At 62.5% G+C, this 18,296-nt stretch carries 18 protein-coding genes; 16 read left to right on the top strand and 2 right to left on the bottom strand.

Features of this window, described 5'->3' with window-relative positions:
* Nucleotides 1–5: 5 nt before the first annotated feature.
* From DW352_RS26810 to DW352_RS13935, 12 genes are all read left to right on the top strand, one after another.
* Entirely contained in the window at nt 6–233 is a 228-nt protein-coding gene (locus tag DW352_RS26810) for a hypothetical protein (RefSeq protein ID WP_162826957.1), read from the top strand.
* A 222-nt stretch (nt 234–455) separates the two neighbouring features.
* Complete coding sequence (locus tag DW352_RS13985; RefSeq protein WP_425374660.1) at nt 456–1,121, top strand: RNA polymerase sigma factor; 666 nt, start codon at nt 456–458, stop codon at nt 1,119–1,121.
* A gap of 141 nt (nt 1,122–1,262) precedes the next feature.
* The gene (locus DW352_RS13980; protein ID WP_115691904.1) at nt 1,263–2,087 is read left to right on the top strand and encodes a flagellin; all 825 of its coding nucleotides are present in this window, start codon (nt 1,263–1,265) and stop codon (nt 2,085–2,087) included.
* Between the two features lie 54 nt (nt 2,088–2,141).
* Nucleotides 2,142–3,872 (top strand): flagellar filament capping protein FliD, encoded by a 1,731-nt coding sequence (gene fliD, locus DW352_RS13975; RefSeq protein ID WP_115691903.1) that lies wholly within the window; start codon nt 2,142–2,144, stop codon nt 3,870–3,872.
* 3 nt (nt 3,873–3,875) lie between these two features.
* Entirely contained in the window at nt 3,876–4,286 is a 411-nt protein-coding gene (locus tag DW352_RS13970; protein ID WP_115691902.1) for a flagellar export chaperone FliS, read from the top strand.
* A gap of 108 nt (nt 4,287–4,394) precedes the next feature.
* Nucleotides 4,395–4,772: a hypothetical protein gene (locus tag DW352_RS13965; protein ID WP_115691901.1), complete on the top strand. Its 378-nt coding sequence runs from the start codon at nt 4,395–4,397 to the stop codon at nt 4,770–4,772.
* Nucleotides 4,773–5,056: 284 nt separating this feature from the next.
* Entirely contained in the window at nt 5,057–5,731 is a 675-nt protein-coding gene (locus DW352_RS13960) for a flagellar hook assembly protein FlgD (RefSeq protein ID WP_115691900.1), read from the top strand.
* 17 nt (nt 5,732–5,748) lie between these two features.
* A complete protein-coding gene (gene flgE, locus DW352_RS13955) occupies nt 5,749–7,014 on the top strand; it encodes a flagellar hook protein FlgE (protein WP_115691899.1) in 1,266 nt (421 codons plus the stop codon).
* Nucleotide 7,015: 1 nt separating this feature from the next.
* Nucleotides 7,016–7,348 (top strand): hypothetical protein, encoded by a 333-nt coding sequence (locus DW352_RS13950; protein WP_115691898.1) that lies wholly within the window; start codon nt 7,016–7,018, stop codon nt 7,346–7,348.
* Nucleotides 7,349–7,364: 16 nt separating this feature from the next.
* Nucleotides 7,365–7,808 (top strand): flagellar protein FlgN, encoded by a 444-nt coding sequence (locus DW352_RS13945; RefSeq protein WP_115691897.1) that lies wholly within the window; start codon nt 7,365–7,367, stop codon nt 7,806–7,808.
* Nucleotides 7,809–7,822: 14 nt separating this feature from the next.
* Entirely contained in the window at nt 7,823–9,583 is a 1,761-nt protein-coding gene (gene flgK, locus DW352_RS13940) for a flagellar hook-associated protein FlgK (RefSeq protein ID WP_115691896.1), read from the top strand.
* Between the two features lie 12 nt (nt 9,584–9,595).
* Nucleotides 9,596–10,507: a flagellin gene (locus DW352_RS13935; protein WP_115691895.1), complete on the top strand. Its 912-nt coding sequence runs from the start codon at nt 9,596–9,598 to the stop codon at nt 10,505–10,507.
* Nucleotides 10,508–10,514: 7 nt separating this feature from the next.
* On the opposite strand, the gene DW352_RS13930 is transcribed toward DW352_RS13935, so the two are convergent.
* Both DW352_RS13930 and DW352_RS13925 read right to left on the bottom strand, forming a co-directional pair.
* Nucleotides 10,515–12,254: a methyl-accepting chemotaxis protein gene (locus DW352_RS13930; RefSeq protein ID WP_115691894.1), complete on the bottom strand. Its 1,740-nt coding sequence runs from the start codon at nt 12,252–12,254 to the stop codon at nt 10,515–10,517.
* A gap of 314 nt (nt 12,255–12,568) precedes the next feature.
* The gene (locus DW352_RS13925; protein ID WP_115691893.1) at nt 12,569–13,735 is read right to left on the bottom strand and encodes a patatin-like phospholipase family protein; all 1,167 of its coding nucleotides are present in this window, start codon (nt 13,733–13,735) and stop codon (nt 12,569–12,571) included.
* 213 nt (nt 13,736–13,948) lie between these two features.
* Between DW352_RS13925 and DW352_RS13920 the strand changes: the two genes are divergently transcribed.
* The 4 genes from DW352_RS13920 (at nt 13,949) to DW352_RS13905 (ending at nt 17,948) form a co-directional block, all read left to right on the top strand.
* Nucleotides 13,949–14,731 (top strand): 3-hydroxybutyrate dehydrogenase, encoded by a 783-nt coding sequence (locus DW352_RS13920; RefSeq protein ID WP_115691892.1) that lies wholly within the window; start codon nt 13,949–13,951, stop codon nt 14,729–14,731.
* Nucleotides 14,732–14,752: 21 nt separating this feature from the next.
* Nucleotides 14,753–15,538, top strand: coding sequence for an acetoacetate decarboxylase (locus tag DW352_RS13915; protein ID WP_115691891.1), 786 nt, complete (start codon nt 14,753–14,755; stop codon nt 15,536–15,538).
* Nucleotides 15,539–15,588: 50 nt separating this feature from the next.
* Nucleotides 15,589–17,205, top strand: a complete 1,617-nt coding sequence (locus DW352_RS13910) for an inorganic phosphate transporter (protein ID WP_115691890.1) — start codon at nt 15,589–15,591, stop codon at nt 17,203–17,205.
* Nucleotides 17,206–17,273: 68 nt separating this feature from the next.
* Nucleotides 17,274–17,948 carry a CBS domain-containing protein gene (locus tag DW352_RS13905; RefSeq protein WP_115691889.1) on the top strand — a complete coding sequence of 225 codons (675 nt, stop codon included), beginning with the start codon at nt 17,274–17,276 and terminating at the stop codon, nt 17,946–17,948.
* Nucleotides 17,949–18,296: the final 348 nt, after the last annotated feature.

The following is an 18,296-nucleotide window of genomic DNA, read 5'->3' as shown; positions in this document are numbered from 1 at the left end:
GGTCAATGCTTTTTGATACCGGCTGCCGGCGCGCCGTCGGGATTGCGATGCGATCGACGACCCAGAACACATGTCGACCAATTGAACTTGTTACGAAGCAGATACAAAAATCAGGCGGGGATTATTTCGAAGCGTTGGCGCGCCGTGTGCGTGTATCGGCGCACGTTTTGGATGCTTTGATCCTGATGCACTGCTTGCGAATTTTATGTCTTTATTCGTTCTTCAATGAATAGATCGCGATTTTTCTAAGTATAAATTGTTCTTCTGAGTAATAATTGGATATCAAATACTGCGATAGGCATTTGTTGCCGGGTGCGATAGGCAAATTATTCCGTTATTTCAGGCATTTATTATTCTAGATTTCGAAAATTTTACGCCCGGAATTCTTCGCGCCCCCGTTCAAGACCATGACAGACAATCAGGGCGGCCCGGAGACGCAGATGACGCAAGCCTATATGAATTTGAGTCGGCCTGCAGCGCAGAGCGCCGCGGTCGAGATCGGCATAGGGGATGCGGTGGCAGAGACATTCGGGCGCGTCGACGAAGCGCCCTCGGCAGCCGATACCGACGATGGTCTGCTCGAGCGGATTGCCGCCAACGATCAAAACGCTTTCCGGCTCTTGGTCGAACGCCACATCGACCGCGCCTACGGTCTTGCGCTCCGCATCCTCAACAACCGCGCCGACGCCGAAGATATCGTCCAGGACACGTTGCTGAAGATCTGGCTGCACCGGGGGCGCTGGGAAAGCGGGCGCGCCAAGTTCTCGACCTGGCTCTATCGCGTCGTGACCAACCGCTGCATCGACTATCGCCGTCAGCCGCGGACCGAAGATCTCGAGCAGGTGCCCGAAGTCGCCGACGCCAAGCCCCTGCCGATCGAAGAGCTTCAAAAGCACAAGGTCACTTCGCTGCTCGACGCGGCGATGGAGCGCCTGCCGGAGCAGCAGCGTATCGCGCTAATCCTCTCCTACCACGAGAACATGAACAACAGCGAAGTCGCCGAAGTGATGCAGACGACGGTGATGGCCGTCGAGTCGCTGCTCAAGCGCGGGCGTCAGAAGCTGCGCGAGTTGCTGCGCCGCTCGGAGAAAGACATCCGCGGTTCGTTTACCGACGATTAGCCATGTCCACGGCCGCCGCGAAAAACACCGCCCGCTGCCGCGTCGCGCCCCGTTGAACGCTGCAGACGCCGGCGAACCGACGTCTGCTCGGTTTCCTGCGCGTTGCGGGACAGGGGCTTGTTCAAACCAGGAGGGCTTACAGTGCCTGTCATTTCGACCAATACGGCGGCCAATACGGCGGTCCGCTTCCTCAATCAGAACGCCGCGTCGGAATCCTCGTCGCTGGCGAAGATCGCCAGCGGCTCGCGCATCAACAAAGCGTCCGACGACGCTGCCGGCCTCGCCATCGCCACCAAGATCTCCTCGGACATCACCTCGCTGCAGCAGGCATCGACCAATGCGACCCAGGCGGTCGCGGTGCTCCAGACCGCCGACGGCGGCGCTTCGAACATCAGCGACATTCTCACCCGTATGAAATCGCTCGCTTCGCAGTCGTCTTCGGGAACGGTGACCGATACCGAGCGCACCTATCTGCAGGACGAATTCTCGCAGCTCCAGGACGAAGTCGACGGCACCGCGTCCGGCACCCGCTATAACGGCGTCAGTCTGCTTGACGGCACGAGCAACTTCTCGACTGGCGTCGACGTGCTGGTCGGCACCGATGCCTCCGACACGATCCAGATCAAGATCGACAATCTGAGCGCGTCGAATCTCGGCATCTCCTCGCTCGACATCAGCACCCAGAGCGGCGCCGATTCGGCCCTCACCACCCTCGACACCGCGATCAGCTCGGTTTCGTCCGCCCGCGCCAGCATCGGCGCGCAGGAATCGCGGTTCGAATTCCGCGCCAACGCGCTGTCGAGCACGGAAGAGAACCTCAGCTCCGCCAAGTCGTCGATCACCGACGTCGACGTCGCGGCCGAGCAGGCCAACCTGTCGTCGGCGGAAGTGAAGACGCAGGCCGCCGTCGCGGCCGCCGCGCAGGCGAACCAGATGCCGCAGTATCTGTTGAGCCTCCTGAAGTAACGTAGTCCTGGCGGGCCGGCGTTGCCGCCGGCCCGCTTCTTCTAGGCAGGGTCGATGAGCACAGTTTCCAGCACGGCCAGTACGGCCAACACAGCCAGTGCGGCGAGCACCAGCACGGCCTCGACGTCGTCCTATACGTCGAGCACCGCCAGCACGAGCGCGAACAGCTCGACGGTCGACTGGAACGGCCTCATCGAAGCGATGGTGCAGGCCAAGCTCGCCAAGGCCGACACGATCGACACCCAGATCACCACCAATCAAACGAAGATATCGAGCTATCAGTCTCTGCAAGGTCTGTTGCAGGATCTTGCCACCAAGTCCAATGCGCTCAGCAATCCGGCCGGCGTGTCGAATGCGAGCACGAACGTTTTCGCCAACCGCGCCGCCTACCTCACGGCCAACGGCGACGTGACGGCAAGCTCCGTGGCTTCCGTCGACGTTGACAGTGGCACCGACGAAGGCACCTACGATCTCGTCGTCGAGCAGATCGCCAAGGCGCAGAAGGTGGCGAGTTCGACCATCGCCAGCAGCTCGACGGCGCTGGGCTACAGCGGCGTTTTCAGTATCGGGACCAGCGCCGGCACGAGCGCCGACATCAGCGTGACCAGCGGCATGACGCTCGGCGATGTCGTCGAAGCCATCAACAATCAGACGACCACCACGGGCGTGCGGGCTACGACGCTGCAGGTGTCGGATGGTGAGTACGAGCTGTTGCTGACGACGACCGGCACCGGCCAGACGATTACCACGAGCAGCGTCTCGGGCGACGACGTCCTCAATCAGCTCGGCGTGACCGATTCATCCGGTGCTTTCACCAACGAGATCCAGGCCTCCCAGCAGGCGAAGATCAAGCTGGACGGTGTCGAGATCACGCGTGATTCCAACGACATTTCCGATGTTCTCGACGGCGTGACGTTCCACCTCTATTCGCCGACGCCGACGGGCACGTCGGTATCGGTTCAGGTCGCGCCGAACCTCACGAATATCGAAACGGCCATCAACAATTTCGTCACCTCGTACAACGCGCTGCGCGACTTCGTCATCGCCCAGAACAAGACGGCGTCCGACGGCACGGCGGACAGCAGCACCGTGTTGTTCGGCGATTCGGCGTTGCGCTCCGTGAGTCAGCAGCTCGAGAGCGATCTCAATACGATGGTGTCGAACAACTCGCTGGCGAGCTTCGGCATCACCTTCGACAGCGACAATAAGCTCGAAGTCGACACGACGACGCTGGAAAGCGCGCTCAACAATAATCTGAGCGACATCCAATCGCTGTTCGAATTCCAAACGACCACATCGGCGAGCGACATCCGCGTGCTGGCACGCGGCACGGATGCGCCGACGTCGTTCACGCTCGATGTGACCTTGGACGGTTCGGGCGCCATTACGTCGGCGTCGGTCGGTGGCGACTCGTCGCTTTTCACCATCAGCGGCACGCGAATTATCGGTAAAGCCGGCACGGCCTTCGACGGGTTCTCATTTTCCTTCGCCGGGAGCGCCTCCGAATCCATCGATTTCACGCTGAGCTACGGCCTCGCGCAGAAGATCTATGCGGACAGCGATGCGGTCGGCAATGCCACGAGCGGCACGCTGAAGACGGTCATCGATAACATAGAGCAGCAGGATACGGACCTGACCAGTCGCAGCGCGACGATCAAATCGCAGGCCGACACGTACCGAACGCAGCTCACCGACCGCTATGCCAAGATCCAGCAGCAGATCTTGCAGGCCAATTCGACGATCACTTATCTGAAACAGCTCAACAACACGAATTCGAGTAACTAGGCGATGGCGCAGCAAGCAACGCATAGTATGGTGGCCAGCATCTACCGGACGACGGCCGCGACCACATCGCCGCTCGCCGGCGTGGTGATGCTCTACGACCGGGTCATCCAGGAACTGAGCCGCACCGTCGCGGCTTTGGAGCACAAGCGGCTCGACCAGGCCTTCGGGCACCTTGAAGCCGCGACGACGATCCTGCGCGGTCTTTGTCACAATCTCAATTTTGACAAAGGTGGGGCGGTGGCCGAGCACATGCGCGACACTTACGTGCGGCTCATCCTCTCCGCGCTGCACTCGCTGGGGAAGCCCGACGCCATCGCCCGCTTCAACAAGCTTATCGTGGCGGTTACCGACCTGCGCGATGCCTGGGCGGACGTCCGCGTTCAGCAGGCCAAGGCGACCGCCGAACGAGGTTGAATTGTGTCTGATTGTGTCTGCTTGTGATAATGTACAACAGACCGTATAGATGTGTATCATTCTGTAGCAGAATCGAGCTACAGGCTTGGCCTGCCGGGGCAGTGCGTCATGAATCTTGCGGAGTTCGAGGATCTGGTCGACCGCTGCGGTGAGCAGCCGGCGGCTTGGCCTGTCGAAGTCCGTGCGGACGCGCTCAAGCTGCTTGACGAGTCGCAGGAGGCGCGGGACGTGATGGCCAGCGCGGTCGCCCTGCGGGAGATGTTCGACGACAGTCCCGCCGAGCCGGCGCCGGCCAATCTGTCGAACAGGATCGTCGCCCTGGCCGGCCGTATCGACGACCTCCCGGTGGTCCACGACAGCAAGCCGCAGAAGGCGCCGGGCCGGTTTCCTTTTCTGAGCCGCAGTGGCCTGCCCAAGTCCTACATCTGGATCGCGGCGTGCTTTGCCGCCGGTATCGGTCTTGTGGTGAGCGGCTTTCTGAAATAGCGCCGCCGGCGACCGCCGATCGCGGCGCGTTAGCCGACGTCACCGCCAGCTTCCATCCTCTCACGTTCAATCGACGCCCGAGGCGAAAGACCTTGCGCGATCGGTGCCGCATGCACGTCGCCGTTGTCGTGATCGCGCGCGCTTGGCCCGCGGGCGCTGAGAGAATCCGCGCCTGAATTGGTACGCGCTCTCGTATTAATATCCGAAGACAACACCGACATCGCATCACACAGAACGAACGATACGGCGCGCAAAAGTCGCGCCCGTGCAGGATCAGCCGCGCCATGACGATCTCATCCGTCAGTTCCGCCTACGCCGCCGCCACAGCGTCAACGTCGTCGACGTCAAGCACCGACTCGTCGATGTCGCTGTCGACGACCGACTTCTTGCAGCTCATCGTCACACAGCTCAAGAACCAGAATCCCCTCGATCCCACGGATCCCACGCAGTTCATGAGTCAGCTCGTTTCTTATGCGAGCTACGACCAGCAGACGCAGATGAACAGCAATCTGACATCAATGGTCTCGTCGATGAACAGCCTGCTGACGAGCAACGGCATCGGCTACATCGGTCAGACGGTCGAGGCGAAGGGCGACACGACGCCGTTGACCGGTGGCCAGGCGAACTGGGGCTATTCGCTCTCGTCGGCTGCGGCCTCGGTCAACATCACCGTCAAGGACCAGAACGGTAACGCCGTTTATACGACCACCGGCGACACCGCCGCCGGATCGCACACCTTCACCTGGGACGGCACCACCAATTCGGGCGGCACGGCCGCCGACGGCGACTACACCATCTCGGTCGGCGCCGCCAACGCCAGCGGCTCGTCGGTCCTCGATTACACAACCGTCATCGGCAAGGTGACCGGCGTCGACAGCACCAGCGGCACGTCGCAGTTGCTCATCGGCGATACCACGGTCGCGCTTACAAGTGTCGTCGGCGTCAAATCCGCCAATTGAGTTGAGGAGTTTTTCAGATGAGTCTCACCGGTGCTCTTACCTCTGCGGTGTCCGCCCTGAGCGCGCAGAGTCAGTCGATCGCGATGGTCAGCGACAATCTCGCGAACTCGTCGACCTACGGTTATAAGACGTCCTATGCCAGCTTCGAAGAACTGGTGACCGGCAGTTCGTCGGCCGGCTATTCCTCCGGCGGCGTGATGGTGAACGCCCGCTCCGACATCTCGAAACAGGGGCTGCTGGTCTCCAGCACGACGGCGACGAATCTCGCGATTTCGGGCAGTGGATTTTTTGTCGTCAGCCCTTCGGACAGCAGCAAAGAGACTTACTACACGCGCAACGGCGCGTTTGCGGCCGACAGCGACGGCTATCTGGCCAACGACGGCTATTATCTGATGGGGTGGCGGACAGACGCCGATGGCAATGTCGTCGGCAACGAGAGTGCCAGCACGCTTACCGCCGTCGATACCAATATCGTGACCAGCACGGCCTCGGCCACCACAAGCACATCGATTCAGGCGAATTTGCCGGCCGATGCCGCGGTGGGCGACACGTTCACCAGCGATATGTCCGTATACGACTCGCTCGGCACTGCCCATTCGGTCCAGATCACCTGGACAAAATCCGCGACCAATACGTGGACGGCCGCGTTCGGCAATCCGACGCTGTCGTCGAATACGAGCGCGACGACAGGTGCGGTCACGTCGTCGCCGATTACAGTGACATTCAACAGCGACGGCACCTTGGCGAGTACGTCGCCCACGCCGCCGACCCTATCGATCTCTGGCTGGACGACGAGCGCGGCCGACAGCACGATTTCGCTCGACCTCGGCACTGCCGGCAAGGCGGACGGCCTCACCCAGTACTCGACCGGCACGACGTCGCCGACGGTCGACGTGACCAGCATCAAAAGCAACGGCATGGCCTACGGCACGCTGACCGGTGTGTCGATCGGCAACGACGGGGTTGTCAGCGCTTCGTACAGCAATGGTCAGACGATCGCGATCTACAAAATTCCGGTTGCGACCTTCACCAATGCCAACGGTTTGCAGGCGATGTCGGGGAGTGTCTATGCCTCGACGCAAAGCTCCGGCGACAGCACGCTGCATGAGGCCGGGACGGGCGGCGCCGGCAACGTCAAAGGCGGCGAACTCGAATCGAGTGCGACGGACTCCAGCGAGGAGTTCAGTACGATGATCGCGGCGCAGCAAGCCTACTCCTCCTCTGCGCAGGTCATCACGGCGGTCAATAAGATGTTCGATACGCTGCTGAGCGCGGTGCGTTGACATGACGCATGACGAGGAAACCGAGCGTGGCGAGCGCGATGCCCTGCATCGCACGCGCTGCGCGGTCAGCGAAGCGGTCGCGCATTTGAAGGTCTTGGGTCTCTACCAGATGGCGCCGGACTGCGCCGCTCAGCTGCGGCCCGTCGACCTCGACCCTCGGCAGCGGCGCGAGCTGCTCGTCTTTCTGACCGAACTGGAAGACCTGGTGGGTGTGCTGGAGTCGTTCAAGCGTGACTTGGCGCAGAACATCGAGATCGCGAACCGTAGCCTGAATGCGGTATCGGCCTATCGCCGGACCGGCGCAACGTTGAAGCAGAACGCGCGCAAACACTAGATCGAAGGAAAGCGTCATGATTGCACAGAACAACGAGGCCGATACCGCGGCGGAAGCTTTGGTGGCGCTGATCGACGAGTTCATCGGGGTGGTGAAGGAAGAGAATGCGATGCTGGCGCGCGGTCTGCCGGCGTCGCTGTCCGTGGTTGCCAAGCGCAAGGCGGAACTCGCGGCGGCTTTCGAGGTCTGGGCCAATGCGGCCACGGCCCGCACGTTCCGCATCGACATGGCTTCCGAGCCGGTGCGCAAACGTTTCCTCGACCGGCTTGCGTTTTTCCAGGAGACGATGAACGACAATATCGTGCACCTGGAGGCCGCGATGGAGGCGAGCCGTCGCCGCATCGACGCGGTGATGGCGGCGATCCGCGACGAAATGGTCGAGGCCTCGCCCTACGGCGCCAATGGCAAGACCTATCACGTGCGCAGCTACACGGCGGTGCGACCCGGTACCTACATCTGAGACGAGCGTAACCCATGTCCCTGTCGATCGCGCGATATGCCGCCACGTCCGCCTTGATGGCGGCGGAAACGCAGCTGAGTGTCACCTCGGCCAACATCGCGAACGCCGACGTCGACGGCTACACCCGAAAAACCGTCACGCAAGTGTCGACGGTTTCGAACGGCATCGGCAGCGGCACGGCAGTCACCGGCATCTCCGGCAGCGTCGACAAGCTGCTGCTCAAGTCGCTGATGCAGGCGGTCTCGGACCTCGGTGCGGCGAGCACGACGAACGATTACGCGAGCCAGTTGCAGTCGTACTTCGGCTCGACCACGGGCAGTTCCGACAGTAGCGGCACCTCGATCGCCAGCACGATGGCCTCGTTGGCAACCGCAGTGTCGAACCTTGCCGATACGCCGGAGAGCTCCACTCTCAAGCAGCAGGTCGTGAGCGCGCTCGACGACGTGGCGGCTCAGCTTCGCGATACGTCGAGCTCCATCCAGACATTGCGCTCGAATGCCGATCAGCAGATCGGAACCGCGGTCGATGCCGTCAACAGCGACCTCGCCACGATCAAGGATTTGAACAGTCAGATCGTGAAGAGCACCGCCGCGGGCGAGTCGACGGCAGATCTCGAGGACAAGCGCAACAGTGCGCTGCAAGACCTCTCGTCTTACATGGGCGTGAATTACTCCGTCACCAGTTCGGGCGCCATGCAGATCTACACGGCCTCGGGCCAGACGCTGCTCGACTCGTCCGTGCATGCCCTCAGCTTCACCACCGCGGCCAAGGTGACCGCGGCATCGAGCTATCCGTCGGGCGGCCTGAGCGGCGTCACGGTCGATGGCGCCGACATCACATCGCAGATGAAGTCAGGCTCCATCGCCGCGCTCGTCAGCCAGCGCGACAGCGTCTTGCCGGCGTCGCAATCGGAACTGGACGAATTGGCCGTGCAACTGGCCGATACGCTTAATACGGTCAGCAACGCGGGGACCGCATCGCCGCCGCCGAACAGCCTCACCGGCACGACCGCGGTGGCCGCCGGCGACACGCTGTCGGGCACGGGCACATTCCGCGTCGCGGTCACCGACGGCAGCGGCAGTCTCGTATCGTACCAAGACTTCGATCTGTCCAATTATGCGACGGTCGGTGACCTTGTCTCGGCCATTAACGGCGTCAGCGGGCTGTCGGCCAGCATCGATGCGAGCGGCCATGTCGTGATCGCCGCCGCCGACGCGAGCGGCGGGATTGCGGTCAATGAGATGACCAGTAGCGTCGGCACGGAAGGTAAAGGCCTCTCCGATTGGCTGGGCTTGAACAATATGGTCTCGGCGACGGGGGCTTCCGATTTCGCCGTGAGCAGCAGCCTCTTGAGCGACTCCAGCAAGTTGGCGAGCAGCAGCCTAAATTCATCGGCGACGCTCACCATCGGCGCCCAGGTCGTGACAGCGGGCTCTACCGTCGTCGCGCAGAAACTCTACGACGCGCTGACCGGCGATACGGCCTTCTCGGCGGCCGGCGATCTGTCGTCGCGGACGACCTCCTTCTCCTCATATGCAGCCGACATCGTAGCCGATGCCGCCTCGGCGGCGACCAAGGCGTCGAACACGCTGACCTCGAAGGAAACGGTCAAATCGAATTTGGCCGACACGATTTCGTCCCAGTCCGGCGTGAACGTCGATGAAGAGACGGCGCGGCTGTCCGACCTGCAGAATGCCTATGCCGCCGCGGCGCAGGTGCTGCAGACCTTGAACAACATGTTCACGTCGCTGATCAATTCGGTGCAATCGACCTGACGGAGAGTAGCGATGGTCGCCCGTGTAGCAACGTTCGCGTTAAGCGAACAAATGGTCAGTGCCGCACTCCGGACGCAGGCCAAGATTTCCGAACGGCAGATCGAGACGGCGTCCGGAAAGGTCTCGTCCGACTACGGCGGGCTGGGTGCGACGTCGAAGAAGGTGATCGATCTCCAGGTCTCGATCTCGCAGTCCAAGAGCTACGAGGACGCGGCAAGCAGCGCGGACGACCGGGTCCAGGCCATGTATTCCGCGACCGGATCGATCGCCGAGTTGCTTTCGAGCTACAAGTCCGAACTCACGGGGGCTGTGTCGGCCAGCGGCACGGACGCGTCGACGCTGACCAGTGCGGCTGAGGGCTTCATGAGCGAGATGACGTCGCTGCTGAATACGCAGTACGGCGGACGCTATCTGTTCGCCGGATCGCGCACCGATATGGCCCCGGTCGATCTCTCCAGCTATTCCAACACGACCTCCGCGACGGCCGCCGACACGTCCTATTATACGGGAGACGATCAACTCGCGTCGGCCAAGGTCTCCGACAGCCAGTATGTCACCTACGGTGTGACGGCTTCCAACCCGGCCTTCGAGAAGGCGATGCGCGCCTTCAGCATGATCGCCAACGCGACGTCGTCTCCGATCGACAGCACCACCCTTAGCTCCGCGCTAGATCTCGCTACGTCCGCGCTGGACGCCGTGACGGGGGTGCAGACGAAGCTTTCGTTGTCTGCGTCGCAGTTGGAGCGTGCGGTAAACAACCAGCAGACCTATCAAAGCGACGCGACGACACTGTCGGACTCCTTGACCAACGTGGACGTGGCGGCCGTCACTGCCGAGATCTCCACCTATCAGGCGCAGCTCGAGGCGAGCTACTCGGCCATCTCCAAGATCCAGAGCCTGCGATTGAGCGACTACTTGAGGTGACCGGGGCTCAGAAGTCCTGCCAGTCGTTGGCCGCTCGCTTGCGTGGGGCCGTCGTTCGCGGGCCGGCGGGCAAAGCGCGCACGGGATGTGCGACGCGGGCTTGGGCTGGTGCCGGCGACGCGGGCAAAGCGAGGGGCGGCGCGGGCGCGGCACCGAGTTTGAAGTACGACACGTGGTCGTCCATGGTCCGCGCCTGCATCTCGAGTGACTTGGCTGTCGCCGCGTTTTCCTCGACCAAGGCCGCGTTCTTCTGAGTGACTTCGTCCATCTGGGTCAAAGCCGTGTTGATTTGATCCAGGCCGCTCGACTGTTCGACGCTGGCGCGCGCGATCTCGTCGACCAGCGTCGCGACCTCCCGAACCGATTCGACGATCTTTTTGAGAGCCTCGCCGGTGTGATTGACGAGTTGCACGCCTTCGTCGACCTGGGCCCCGGAGTTGGTGATCAGCGTCTTGATGTCTTTGGCCGCCTGAGAAGAACGTTGCGCGAGACTGCGGACCTCGGAGGCGACGACGGCGAAGCCGCGGCCGGCTTCGCCGGCTCTGGCGGCTTCGACGGCCGCGTTAAGCGCGAGCAGGTTGGTCTGGCGCGCGATTTCGTCGATGACGCCGATGATGTCCGAAATCTTGCGCGACGAATCCTCGATCTTCGCCATTGCGCCGATCGCGCGTGACACGATCGCGCCGCCTTCACCGGCGACGGCGCAGGCTTCCGCCGCGGAGCCGTTGGCCCGTTCGGCGTTGAACGAACTGTTTTTCACCGCGGACGAGATCTGCTCCATCGCCGCGCTGGTTTCCTCGAGGCTTGCGGCCTGCTCTTCGGTGCGCTGCGAAAGATCGGTCGTGGCACCGGCGATCTCGGACGAGGCGCCGTTGACTTCGGACGCCGCACGCTTGATTTCGGTAATGGTGGCGCTCATCTGCGTAACCATGGCGCTTACCGCGCTCGCGATCTGGCCGATCTCGTCGCCGCGGCCGGTGCCTTCCACCTTCACGTTGAAGTGGCCTTTGGCCACCTCGCCGATAGGCACGATGAGCCGCTTGAGCGGCCGCGCAATCGACGTTCGCCCGAAAATGGCGGCGCCAATCAGAACCGCCATCGTCGCGATCGTGAGACCGAGATTCATCCATTCGATGGAGCTCGCCATCGTCTCGGCGCGATCGATGGATCGACGCGCGTACTCCTGCGACACGGCGGCCGCCTTCTCGGAGAGGGCGCTGATGTCGGCGCCGGCTTTCTGGGTCTTGTCGCGCGACACGCGATTGACTTCGGTCCAAAGCGCCGCGGTCTTGGCCACTCCGGCCTCGCTCTTGTCGGCGGTCGAGCGGATGTGCTCGGCGCGGATGCGCACGATGTCTTGTGAGCCGGCGATGTACTGTTCGGCGAGGGCTTTCAGCTGCGCGAGACGCTCCCGCTGGTCCGCTTCGTAAACCGATGCGGTTGCGTCCTCGATCTTCGCGGCGACGACCTTGAAGCGGGCATTGACGGTCTGGCGTTCGCTCTCGAGCGCATTCAGGTCCGGCACCAGGCGCAGGCTTCGGTTCGAGAGCTGGGTGTTGCGAATGGCGGATTCGATGCTGGCGAAGCGCGTGGCGTTCTCGAGCTGGCGCGTGGCGTCGGCATTGGCCTCATTGATGAGGCGGTTGCCGTAAATCTGCATGCCGATCATGCCGCCGACCAGCACGATGCCGAGCGACGAGATGAACATCAGCTTCGCGCTGATGCTGATGTCGGAAAGACGGATCATGATGATGTGGACCCCCGGAATAGAGCAGCCGAGGGACAGCAGGACTAGTCACTCGGAATTTCTGTAAAATTATGCCGCGGCGTCTTTATCTCTGGTTACCGCGCGGTATTCCAAGCAACGGTGGATGGTATCTAAGTATAGTTTTTGGCTGGGTTCGTCTCTCGGACGAAAATAAGCGCGCGCACGACACGCATGTCGGGTATCCGACCATGTGCACACGCGGCCGAACCGCAGCGGCGGCTGCGGTTCGGCCGCGCATCGGCCTTGGCTAGGCAAGCCGGCTTATCGTCCGGTGGCTTTCGCCGCCGGCCTGTTCAAAAGCTCTCGCTCTCGCGGTGCACGTCGTGCACGAGGATGCCGGAGCCCTGGCGCGGCATCGCCAGCCATTCGCGGCGCTTGAGCGTGCGCTTGGTGTCTTCGTAGCCGCTCTGCCAATGCTCGCGCATCGAGGTGCCGGAGAATTCGTAGTCCTTGGCGTGCCCCTCGTAAGCCTTCTGCTGATAGATCAGATGCAGGATCGTGATGTCGGGCAGGCCGCCGAGCTCGCGCTTGAGCGCCCGCTCTTCTTCGGTCAGTTGCTCTTCCGGAATCTTTCCGAGCGCGTCGCGCAGCTTGGTCTTCCAGTTGTGGATGCGGCGATAGACGTCGGTGTTGTAGCGCGTGCGCGACGAGTACATGATGTCCTTCTGCCGCGCCATCACCTCCTGGATGTCGCGGGGCAGGGCGCCGCGCGCGCTGAAGAGATCGACCTGGAACACCAGCGTATTGTGCGTGGTCTCCTGATCGAGCAAATGCTGCAGCGGCGTGTTGGAGACGATGCCGCCATCCCAATAGTGGTCGGTGCCGATCTTGATCATCGGCAGGGCCGGCGGCAGCGCGCCGCTGGCCATGATATGTTCCGGCAGGATCTCTTCGCGGCTATTGTCGAAGTAGATGAAGTTGCCGCTCAGCACATTGACCGCGCCGACGGCGAAGCCGGTCATCTTGTCGTTGAGCAGCGAGAAGTCCACGAGATTGAGCAGGGAGTCGCGCAGCGGCCCGCTGTCGTAATAACTGAGCGCGTTCTGCGCGCCTGCCGGGCTGAACCACGGGCTCGTCTCGCGCGGCTTGAAGAAGCCGGGTTGCCCCAGGGTGACCGTCATCCATGAACTGGCGGCGTTGCGCGCCTTGCGGAACATGTCGCCGTCCGGCGTGTAGTGCCAGATCTTGCGCTCGGTGATCATGTTCCAGAACTCGCGCAGGCGCGGCAGACGTTGATCGCGCGAGTTTCCGGCGATGATCGCGGCGTTGATGGCGCCGATAGAGACGCCGGAAACGAAATTCGGCTCGATCTCCGCTTCGTGCAGCGCTTCATAAACGCCGGCTTGATATGCGCCGAGCGCACCGCCGCCTTGCAGCACCAGGGCGACGCGGTCGCAGCCTTCCGGCCGCCAGCCATACCCACGATGGACACTCTGTTGATTATCGACGCTTGCGTCCACGGACTGCTCCTTGCGGTTGCCTGGGCGGAAATGAAATGAACATCCATGACGCGCCAATGACGTGTTCGGCCGAGAACTGCCTCGGCCTGCCTATTTAGTCGCCATCTGTCGTCCTCGAACCGCGGCCAATTATTTCTGTCCGAATTCCTTCACACCGGTGTCAGACCGCTTGTGTTGATTGCCTGCAACGCAAACGTGCTGGTGGGGAAGTGCATGCTGGCGGGAAAGACCGCGGTTATTGCCGGCTCGACAAGTGGGATCGGTCTCGGCATTGCCGAGGCATTGGCGAATCAAGGCTCCAATATTGTCCTTAATGGGTTCGGCGACGCCAACGAAATCGAAAATTTGCGTAACCGTTTGTCACGCGATCACAATGTTGGCGTGAGTTACAGCGGCGCCGACATCAGCAAGCCGGATCAGATCGGCGAGATGATCGAAGGCGCGCGGTCGGCGTTCGGCAAGGTCGACATTCTCGTCAATAACGCCGGCATCCAATATGTGGCGCCGGTGGAGGAGTTCCCGCCGGAAAAGTGGGAAGCCATTATCGCCATCAACTTGTCGGGCGCCTTCTACACCACCCGCATGGTCGTGCCCGCGATGAAGGCGGAGGGCTGGGGTCGCATCATCAACATCGCTTCCGCCCACGCTTTGGTCGCCTCGCCGTTCAAATCCGCCTACGTCGCCGCCAAGCATGGCATCGCGGGTTTCACCAAGACCATCGCGTTGGAAGTCGCCGAGCACGGCATCACCGTGAATGCCGTGTGCCCGGGCTACGTGATGACGCCCTTGGTGCAGAAGCAAATTCCCGAGCAGGCCAAGGCGCGCGGCATTTCCGAGGAAGCCGTGGTGCGCGATGTGCTGCTCGCCGCGCAGTCGACCAAGGAATTCGTGGCGGTACCGGAGGTCGCGGGTTTCGTCGCTTATCTCTGCTCGCCCGAGGCGAAATCGATCACCGGAGCGGTCATGCCGATCGACGGCGGATGGACCGCTCACTGACGTAAGCGAGCGAGGAAGACCATGCGCAAACAAGACGTACTCAAGCTGCCGTCGATGCCGGCGGTGGGGCCGAGCTACCCCGCCGGTCCGTACCGGTTCGTCGACCGGGAATTCATGATCATCTCCTACGAGACCGATCCCGAGATCATCGCCGAGCAACTGCCGGAGCCGCTCGAGCCGCTCGATCAGGCGCTGGTGCATTACGAATGGATCAAGATGCCGGACTCGACCGGGTTCGGCAGCTACACCGAGTCCGGCATGGTCATTCCGTGCCGCTTCGGCGCGGAGGAAGTAAACTTCGTCACCCAGATGTATCTCGATGACGATCCGCCGATCGCCGCCGGGCGTGAGATCTGGGGCTTTCCGAAGAAGTACGCCCACCCCAAGCTCGAAATCGTCAAGGATACGCTGACCGGCACACTGGAATACGGTGGTCAGCTCGTGGCCATGGGCACCATGGGCTACAAGCACGAGAGCATGGCCGGCAACGGCGTACGCACGACCGCGACTTTGTCGAAAACGCAGGTCAACCTCAAGGTCATCCCCGGCGTCGACGGCCGCGCGGAGATCTGTCAGCTAGTCGCCTACAACATGACCGACATCGTCGTGAAGGGCTCGTGGGTCGGACCGGGCCGTTTGCATCTCATTCCGCACGTCAACGCGCCGGTCGCGGACTTCCCGGTCCGCAAGGTCATCGGCGCGCATCACTTCCTGGCCGATATGACGCTCCCCTACGGCCGCGTTCTCTACGACTACAACCGCGACGATCAGTTCGCGACGATCCAGCAGCTGAGCGCTGTCGGCTGACGCATCAACATTCCCGCCGAGAAGTCGACTTTCTTAAAGGAGGATGTCCCATGAGCGACATGGCTTTACCGGGCTCTATCGAGCCAGCAGTACGCCGAGGCCCGGACCTTGATAGAGGCTTCCATCCGCTCTCGGGCATCATCTTTTTCGGCGTCATCGCAGCGGCGTTGCTGTTCGTCGCCTACAGCATCTATGTCGACGTCGACGCCACCGGCACGCGCATCACGACGCTCGTGCCGTACATCCTGCTCTTCGTCGCTCTGCTGATCGCGCTCGGCTTTGAGTTCGTCAACGGCTTCCACGATACCGCCAATGCCGTGGCGACGGTGATCTATACGCGCTCGCTGCCGGCGCACATCGCCGTGATCTGGTCGGGCATGTTCAATCTGCTCGGCGTTCTCCTGTCGAGCGGCGCGGTCGCGTTCGGCATCGTGTCGCTGTTGCCGGTGGAACTCATTCTCCAAGTGGGCAGCAGCGCCGGCTTCGCGATGGTGTTCGCGCTGTTGATCGCCGCCATCGCCTGGAATGTCGGCACCTGGTATTTCGGCCTGCCGGCGTCCAGCTCGCACACGCTCATCGGCTCGATCATCGGCGTCGGTATCGTCAATGCGCTCATGCACGGCCGCGACGGCACGTCGGGTGTCGACTGGTCGCAGGCGACCAGCATCGGCAAGGCGTTGCTCCTGTCGCCGCTGTTCGGCTTTGCCTTGGCGGCGGTGCTGTTGCTCCTGCTCAAGGTCCTCGTGCGTAACGCCGCGCTCTATGCCGAACCGAAGGGCGATCAGCCGCCGCCGTGGTGGATCCGTGGCATCCTGATCACGACCTGCACGCTGGTCAGCTTCTTCCACGGTTCGAACGACGGCCAGAAGGGTATGGGCCTGATCATGCTCATCCTCATCGGCACCGTGCCGACGGCCTACGCGCTGAACCGCGCCATGCCGACGAGTCAGATCGAGCGCTTTGTCGCCAACTCCAAGGCCGCGAGCGCGGTGATCGACGCCAAGGCCGCCGGTTACAACGTCCTCGGCAATCCGCGCCCGGCGGTCACCACCTACGTCGCCCAGCATCAGATCGCGGAAGGGACCTACCCCTCGCTCGCCGTGCTGGTGCGGGATATCGCGGACCAGGTGACGCAGTACGGCTCGCTGGCGAAGTTCCCGGCGGAGGCCGTCGGCAACACCCGTAACGACATGTATCTGGCGTCCGAGGCGATCCGCTTCCTGATGAAGGACAAAGAGAGCGACCTGAAACCGGAAGAGGTCGCGGTTCTCAACGCCTACAAGGGATCGCTCGACAACGCGACCAAGTTCATCCCGGATTGGGTCAAGATCGCCGTGGCGATCGCGCTCGGTCTTGGCACCATGGTCGGCTGGAAGCGCATCGTCGTCACGGTCGGCGAGAAGATCGGCAAGACGCATCTGACCTATGCGCAGGGTGCCTCGGCCGAGCTCACCGCCGCGGCCACCATCGCCGCCGCCGACATCTACGGTCTGCCGGTGTCGACCACGCACGTGCTGTCGTCGGGCATCGCCGGCACCATGGCGTCGAACGGCTCAGGCTTGCAGTGGAGCACCATACGCAACATCGCGCTCGCCTGGGTGCTGACATTGCCGGCCGCGATGATGCTCTCCGGCTTCTTGTACTGGGCGTTTTCGCAGATTTTCTAGCCCGATGGGCGGCGGCGTCCGTTCCGTGAAGGCGGAACGGACGGGCCGCGTCGAACAGGAGATGGAAGATGAAAGCGATCGACGTGATGGTCCGTGACGTCGTGACGGTGGGACCGGACGACGACGTCGCGGATGCGATCAAACTGCTCGCCGAGTTCGATGTCAGCGCGCTGCCGGTCGTCGAGGAAGACGACAAGGTGATCGGCATCATCAGCGAGGCCGATCTGGTCCGCCGCCCGGAGATCGGCACGGAGAAACACCGCGCCTGGTGGCTTGAAGCGCTCACGCCGGGCTCGACCCTGGCCGAGGAGTTCGCCAAGGCGCATGGCCGCCGCGTGTCGGAAGTGATGTCAACCGACGTCGTCTCGGCGGGCGAAGACGCTTCGCTCGGCGAGATCGCGACTTTGCTCGAGAAGCATCGCATCAAGCGCGTGCCGATCCTGCGCGACGGCCGGCTGGTCGGCATCGTCAGCCGCTCGAACCTGATCCAGGCCCTGGCCTCGACGCAAGCCGGCAACGGCACCGACACCGATGGCGACCGGGAAATCCGCGAGGCGCTGCTGGACCGGTTGGACGATCAATCGTGGACGGATTTCGGCTCGCGCAACGTGATCGTCGCCGGCGGCGTCGTTCATCTCTGGGGTCTCGTCGGCTCGGCCGAGGAGCGCAAGGCGCTGCTCGCGCTGGCCGAAGAGGTGCCGGGTGTGACGCGCGTGTCCGACGAGATGATTCCCGCCTATTAGATCAGGGAACTCGGTTTGCCTCCGCGACAGCGGGGGCGAACTCATTATACGCGAACGTTCTGATAAATATTCAGCGGACGCTGTCGTCCCGGGCATCACGCCTGCCGGAAACCGGCTGGGCGTAGGGCTTTTTGGCTCATCCCGCATCCAACCCCGTACGTGCTGCATTATGCCGCAACGGCGAGGCCCCGTGACTGTCCCGTTGGCATCGCCCTTCGCGGTTGCGCGCCTACAGTCGATGCTGCGCCGTGCATCGCACCGATTCCCAACAATGCCGGCTATGGTTCATAAAGCGTGCGTGATGAGTTGATTCTGGCGCGCGTGACGAGCCGCGAATCGATGCCGAGG

Origin of the sequence: Pseudolabrys taiwanensis (genome assembly GCF_003367395.1) — a bacterium.
Classification (GTDB): domain Bacteria; phylum Pseudomonadota; class Alphaproteobacteria; order Rhizobiales; family Xanthobacteraceae; genus Pseudolabrys; species Pseudolabrys taiwanensis.
This window is presented reverse-complemented; position numbering and strand designations above follow the sequence as displayed.

Excerpts from the sequence above, each read along its gene's own strand:
- DW352_RS13970 (WP_115691902.1), top strand. The coding sequence starts at position 3,876 with ATGGCGCAGCAAGCAACGCATAGTATGGTGGCCAGCATCTACCGGACG.
- DW352_RS13905 (WP_115691889.1), top strand. The coding sequence starts at position 17,274 with ATGAAAGCGATCGACGTGATGGTCCGTGACGTCGTGACGGTGGGACCG.
- DW352_RS13915 (WP_115691891.1), top strand. The coding sequence starts at position 14,753 with ATGCGCAAACAAGACGTACTCAAGCTGCCGTCGATGCCGGCGGTGGGG.
- DW352_RS13965 (WP_115691901.1), top strand. The coding sequence starts at position 4,395 with ATGAATCTTGCGGAGTTCGAGGATCTGGTCGACCGCTGCGGTGAGCAG.
- DW352_RS13930 (WP_115691894.1), bottom strand. The coding sequence starts at position 12,254 with ATGATCCGTCTTTCCGACATCAGCATCAGCGCGAAGCTGATGTTCATC.
- fliD (WP_115691903.1), top strand. The coding sequence starts at position 2,142 with ATGAGCACAGTTTCCAGCACGGCCAGTACGGCCAACACAGCCAGTGCG.
- flgE (WP_115691899.1), top strand. The coding sequence starts at position 5,749 with ATGAGTCTCACCGGTGCTCTTACCTCTGCGGTGTCCGCCCTGAGCGCG.
- DW352_RS26810 (WP_162826957.1), top strand. The coding sequence starts at position 6 with ATGCTTTTTGATACCGGCTGCCGGCGCGCCGTCGGGATTGCGATGCGA.
- DW352_RS13920 (WP_115691892.1), top strand. The coding sequence starts at position 13,949 with ATGCTGGCGGGAAAGACCGCGGTTATTGCCGGCTCGACAAGTGGGATC.
- DW352_RS13935 (WP_115691895.1), top strand. The coding sequence starts at position 9,596 with ATGGTCGCCCGTGTAGCAACGTTCGCGTTAAGCGAACAAATGGTCAGT.
- DW352_RS13950 (WP_115691898.1), top strand. The coding sequence starts at position 7,016 with ATGACGCATGACGAGGAAACCGAGCGTGGCGAGCGCGATGCCCTGCAT.
- DW352_RS13945 (WP_115691897.1), top strand. The coding sequence starts at position 7,365 with ATGATTGCACAGAACAACGAGGCCGATACCGCGGCGGAAGCTTTGGTG.
- DW352_RS13960 (WP_115691900.1), top strand. The coding sequence starts at position 5,057 with ATGACGATCTCATCCGTCAGTTCCGCCTACGCCGCCGCCACAGCGTCA.
- DW352_RS13910 (WP_115691890.1), top strand. The coding sequence starts at position 15,589 with ATGAGCGACATGGCTTTACCGGGCTCTATCGAGCCAGCAGTACGCCGA.
- flgK (WP_115691896.1), top strand. The coding sequence starts at position 7,823 with ATGTCCCTGTCGATCGCGCGATATGCCGCCACGTCCGCCTTGATGGCG.
- DW352_RS13985 (WP_425374660.1), top strand. The coding sequence starts at position 456 with ATGAATTTGAGTCGGCCTGCAGCGCAGAGCGCCGCGGTCGAGATCGGC.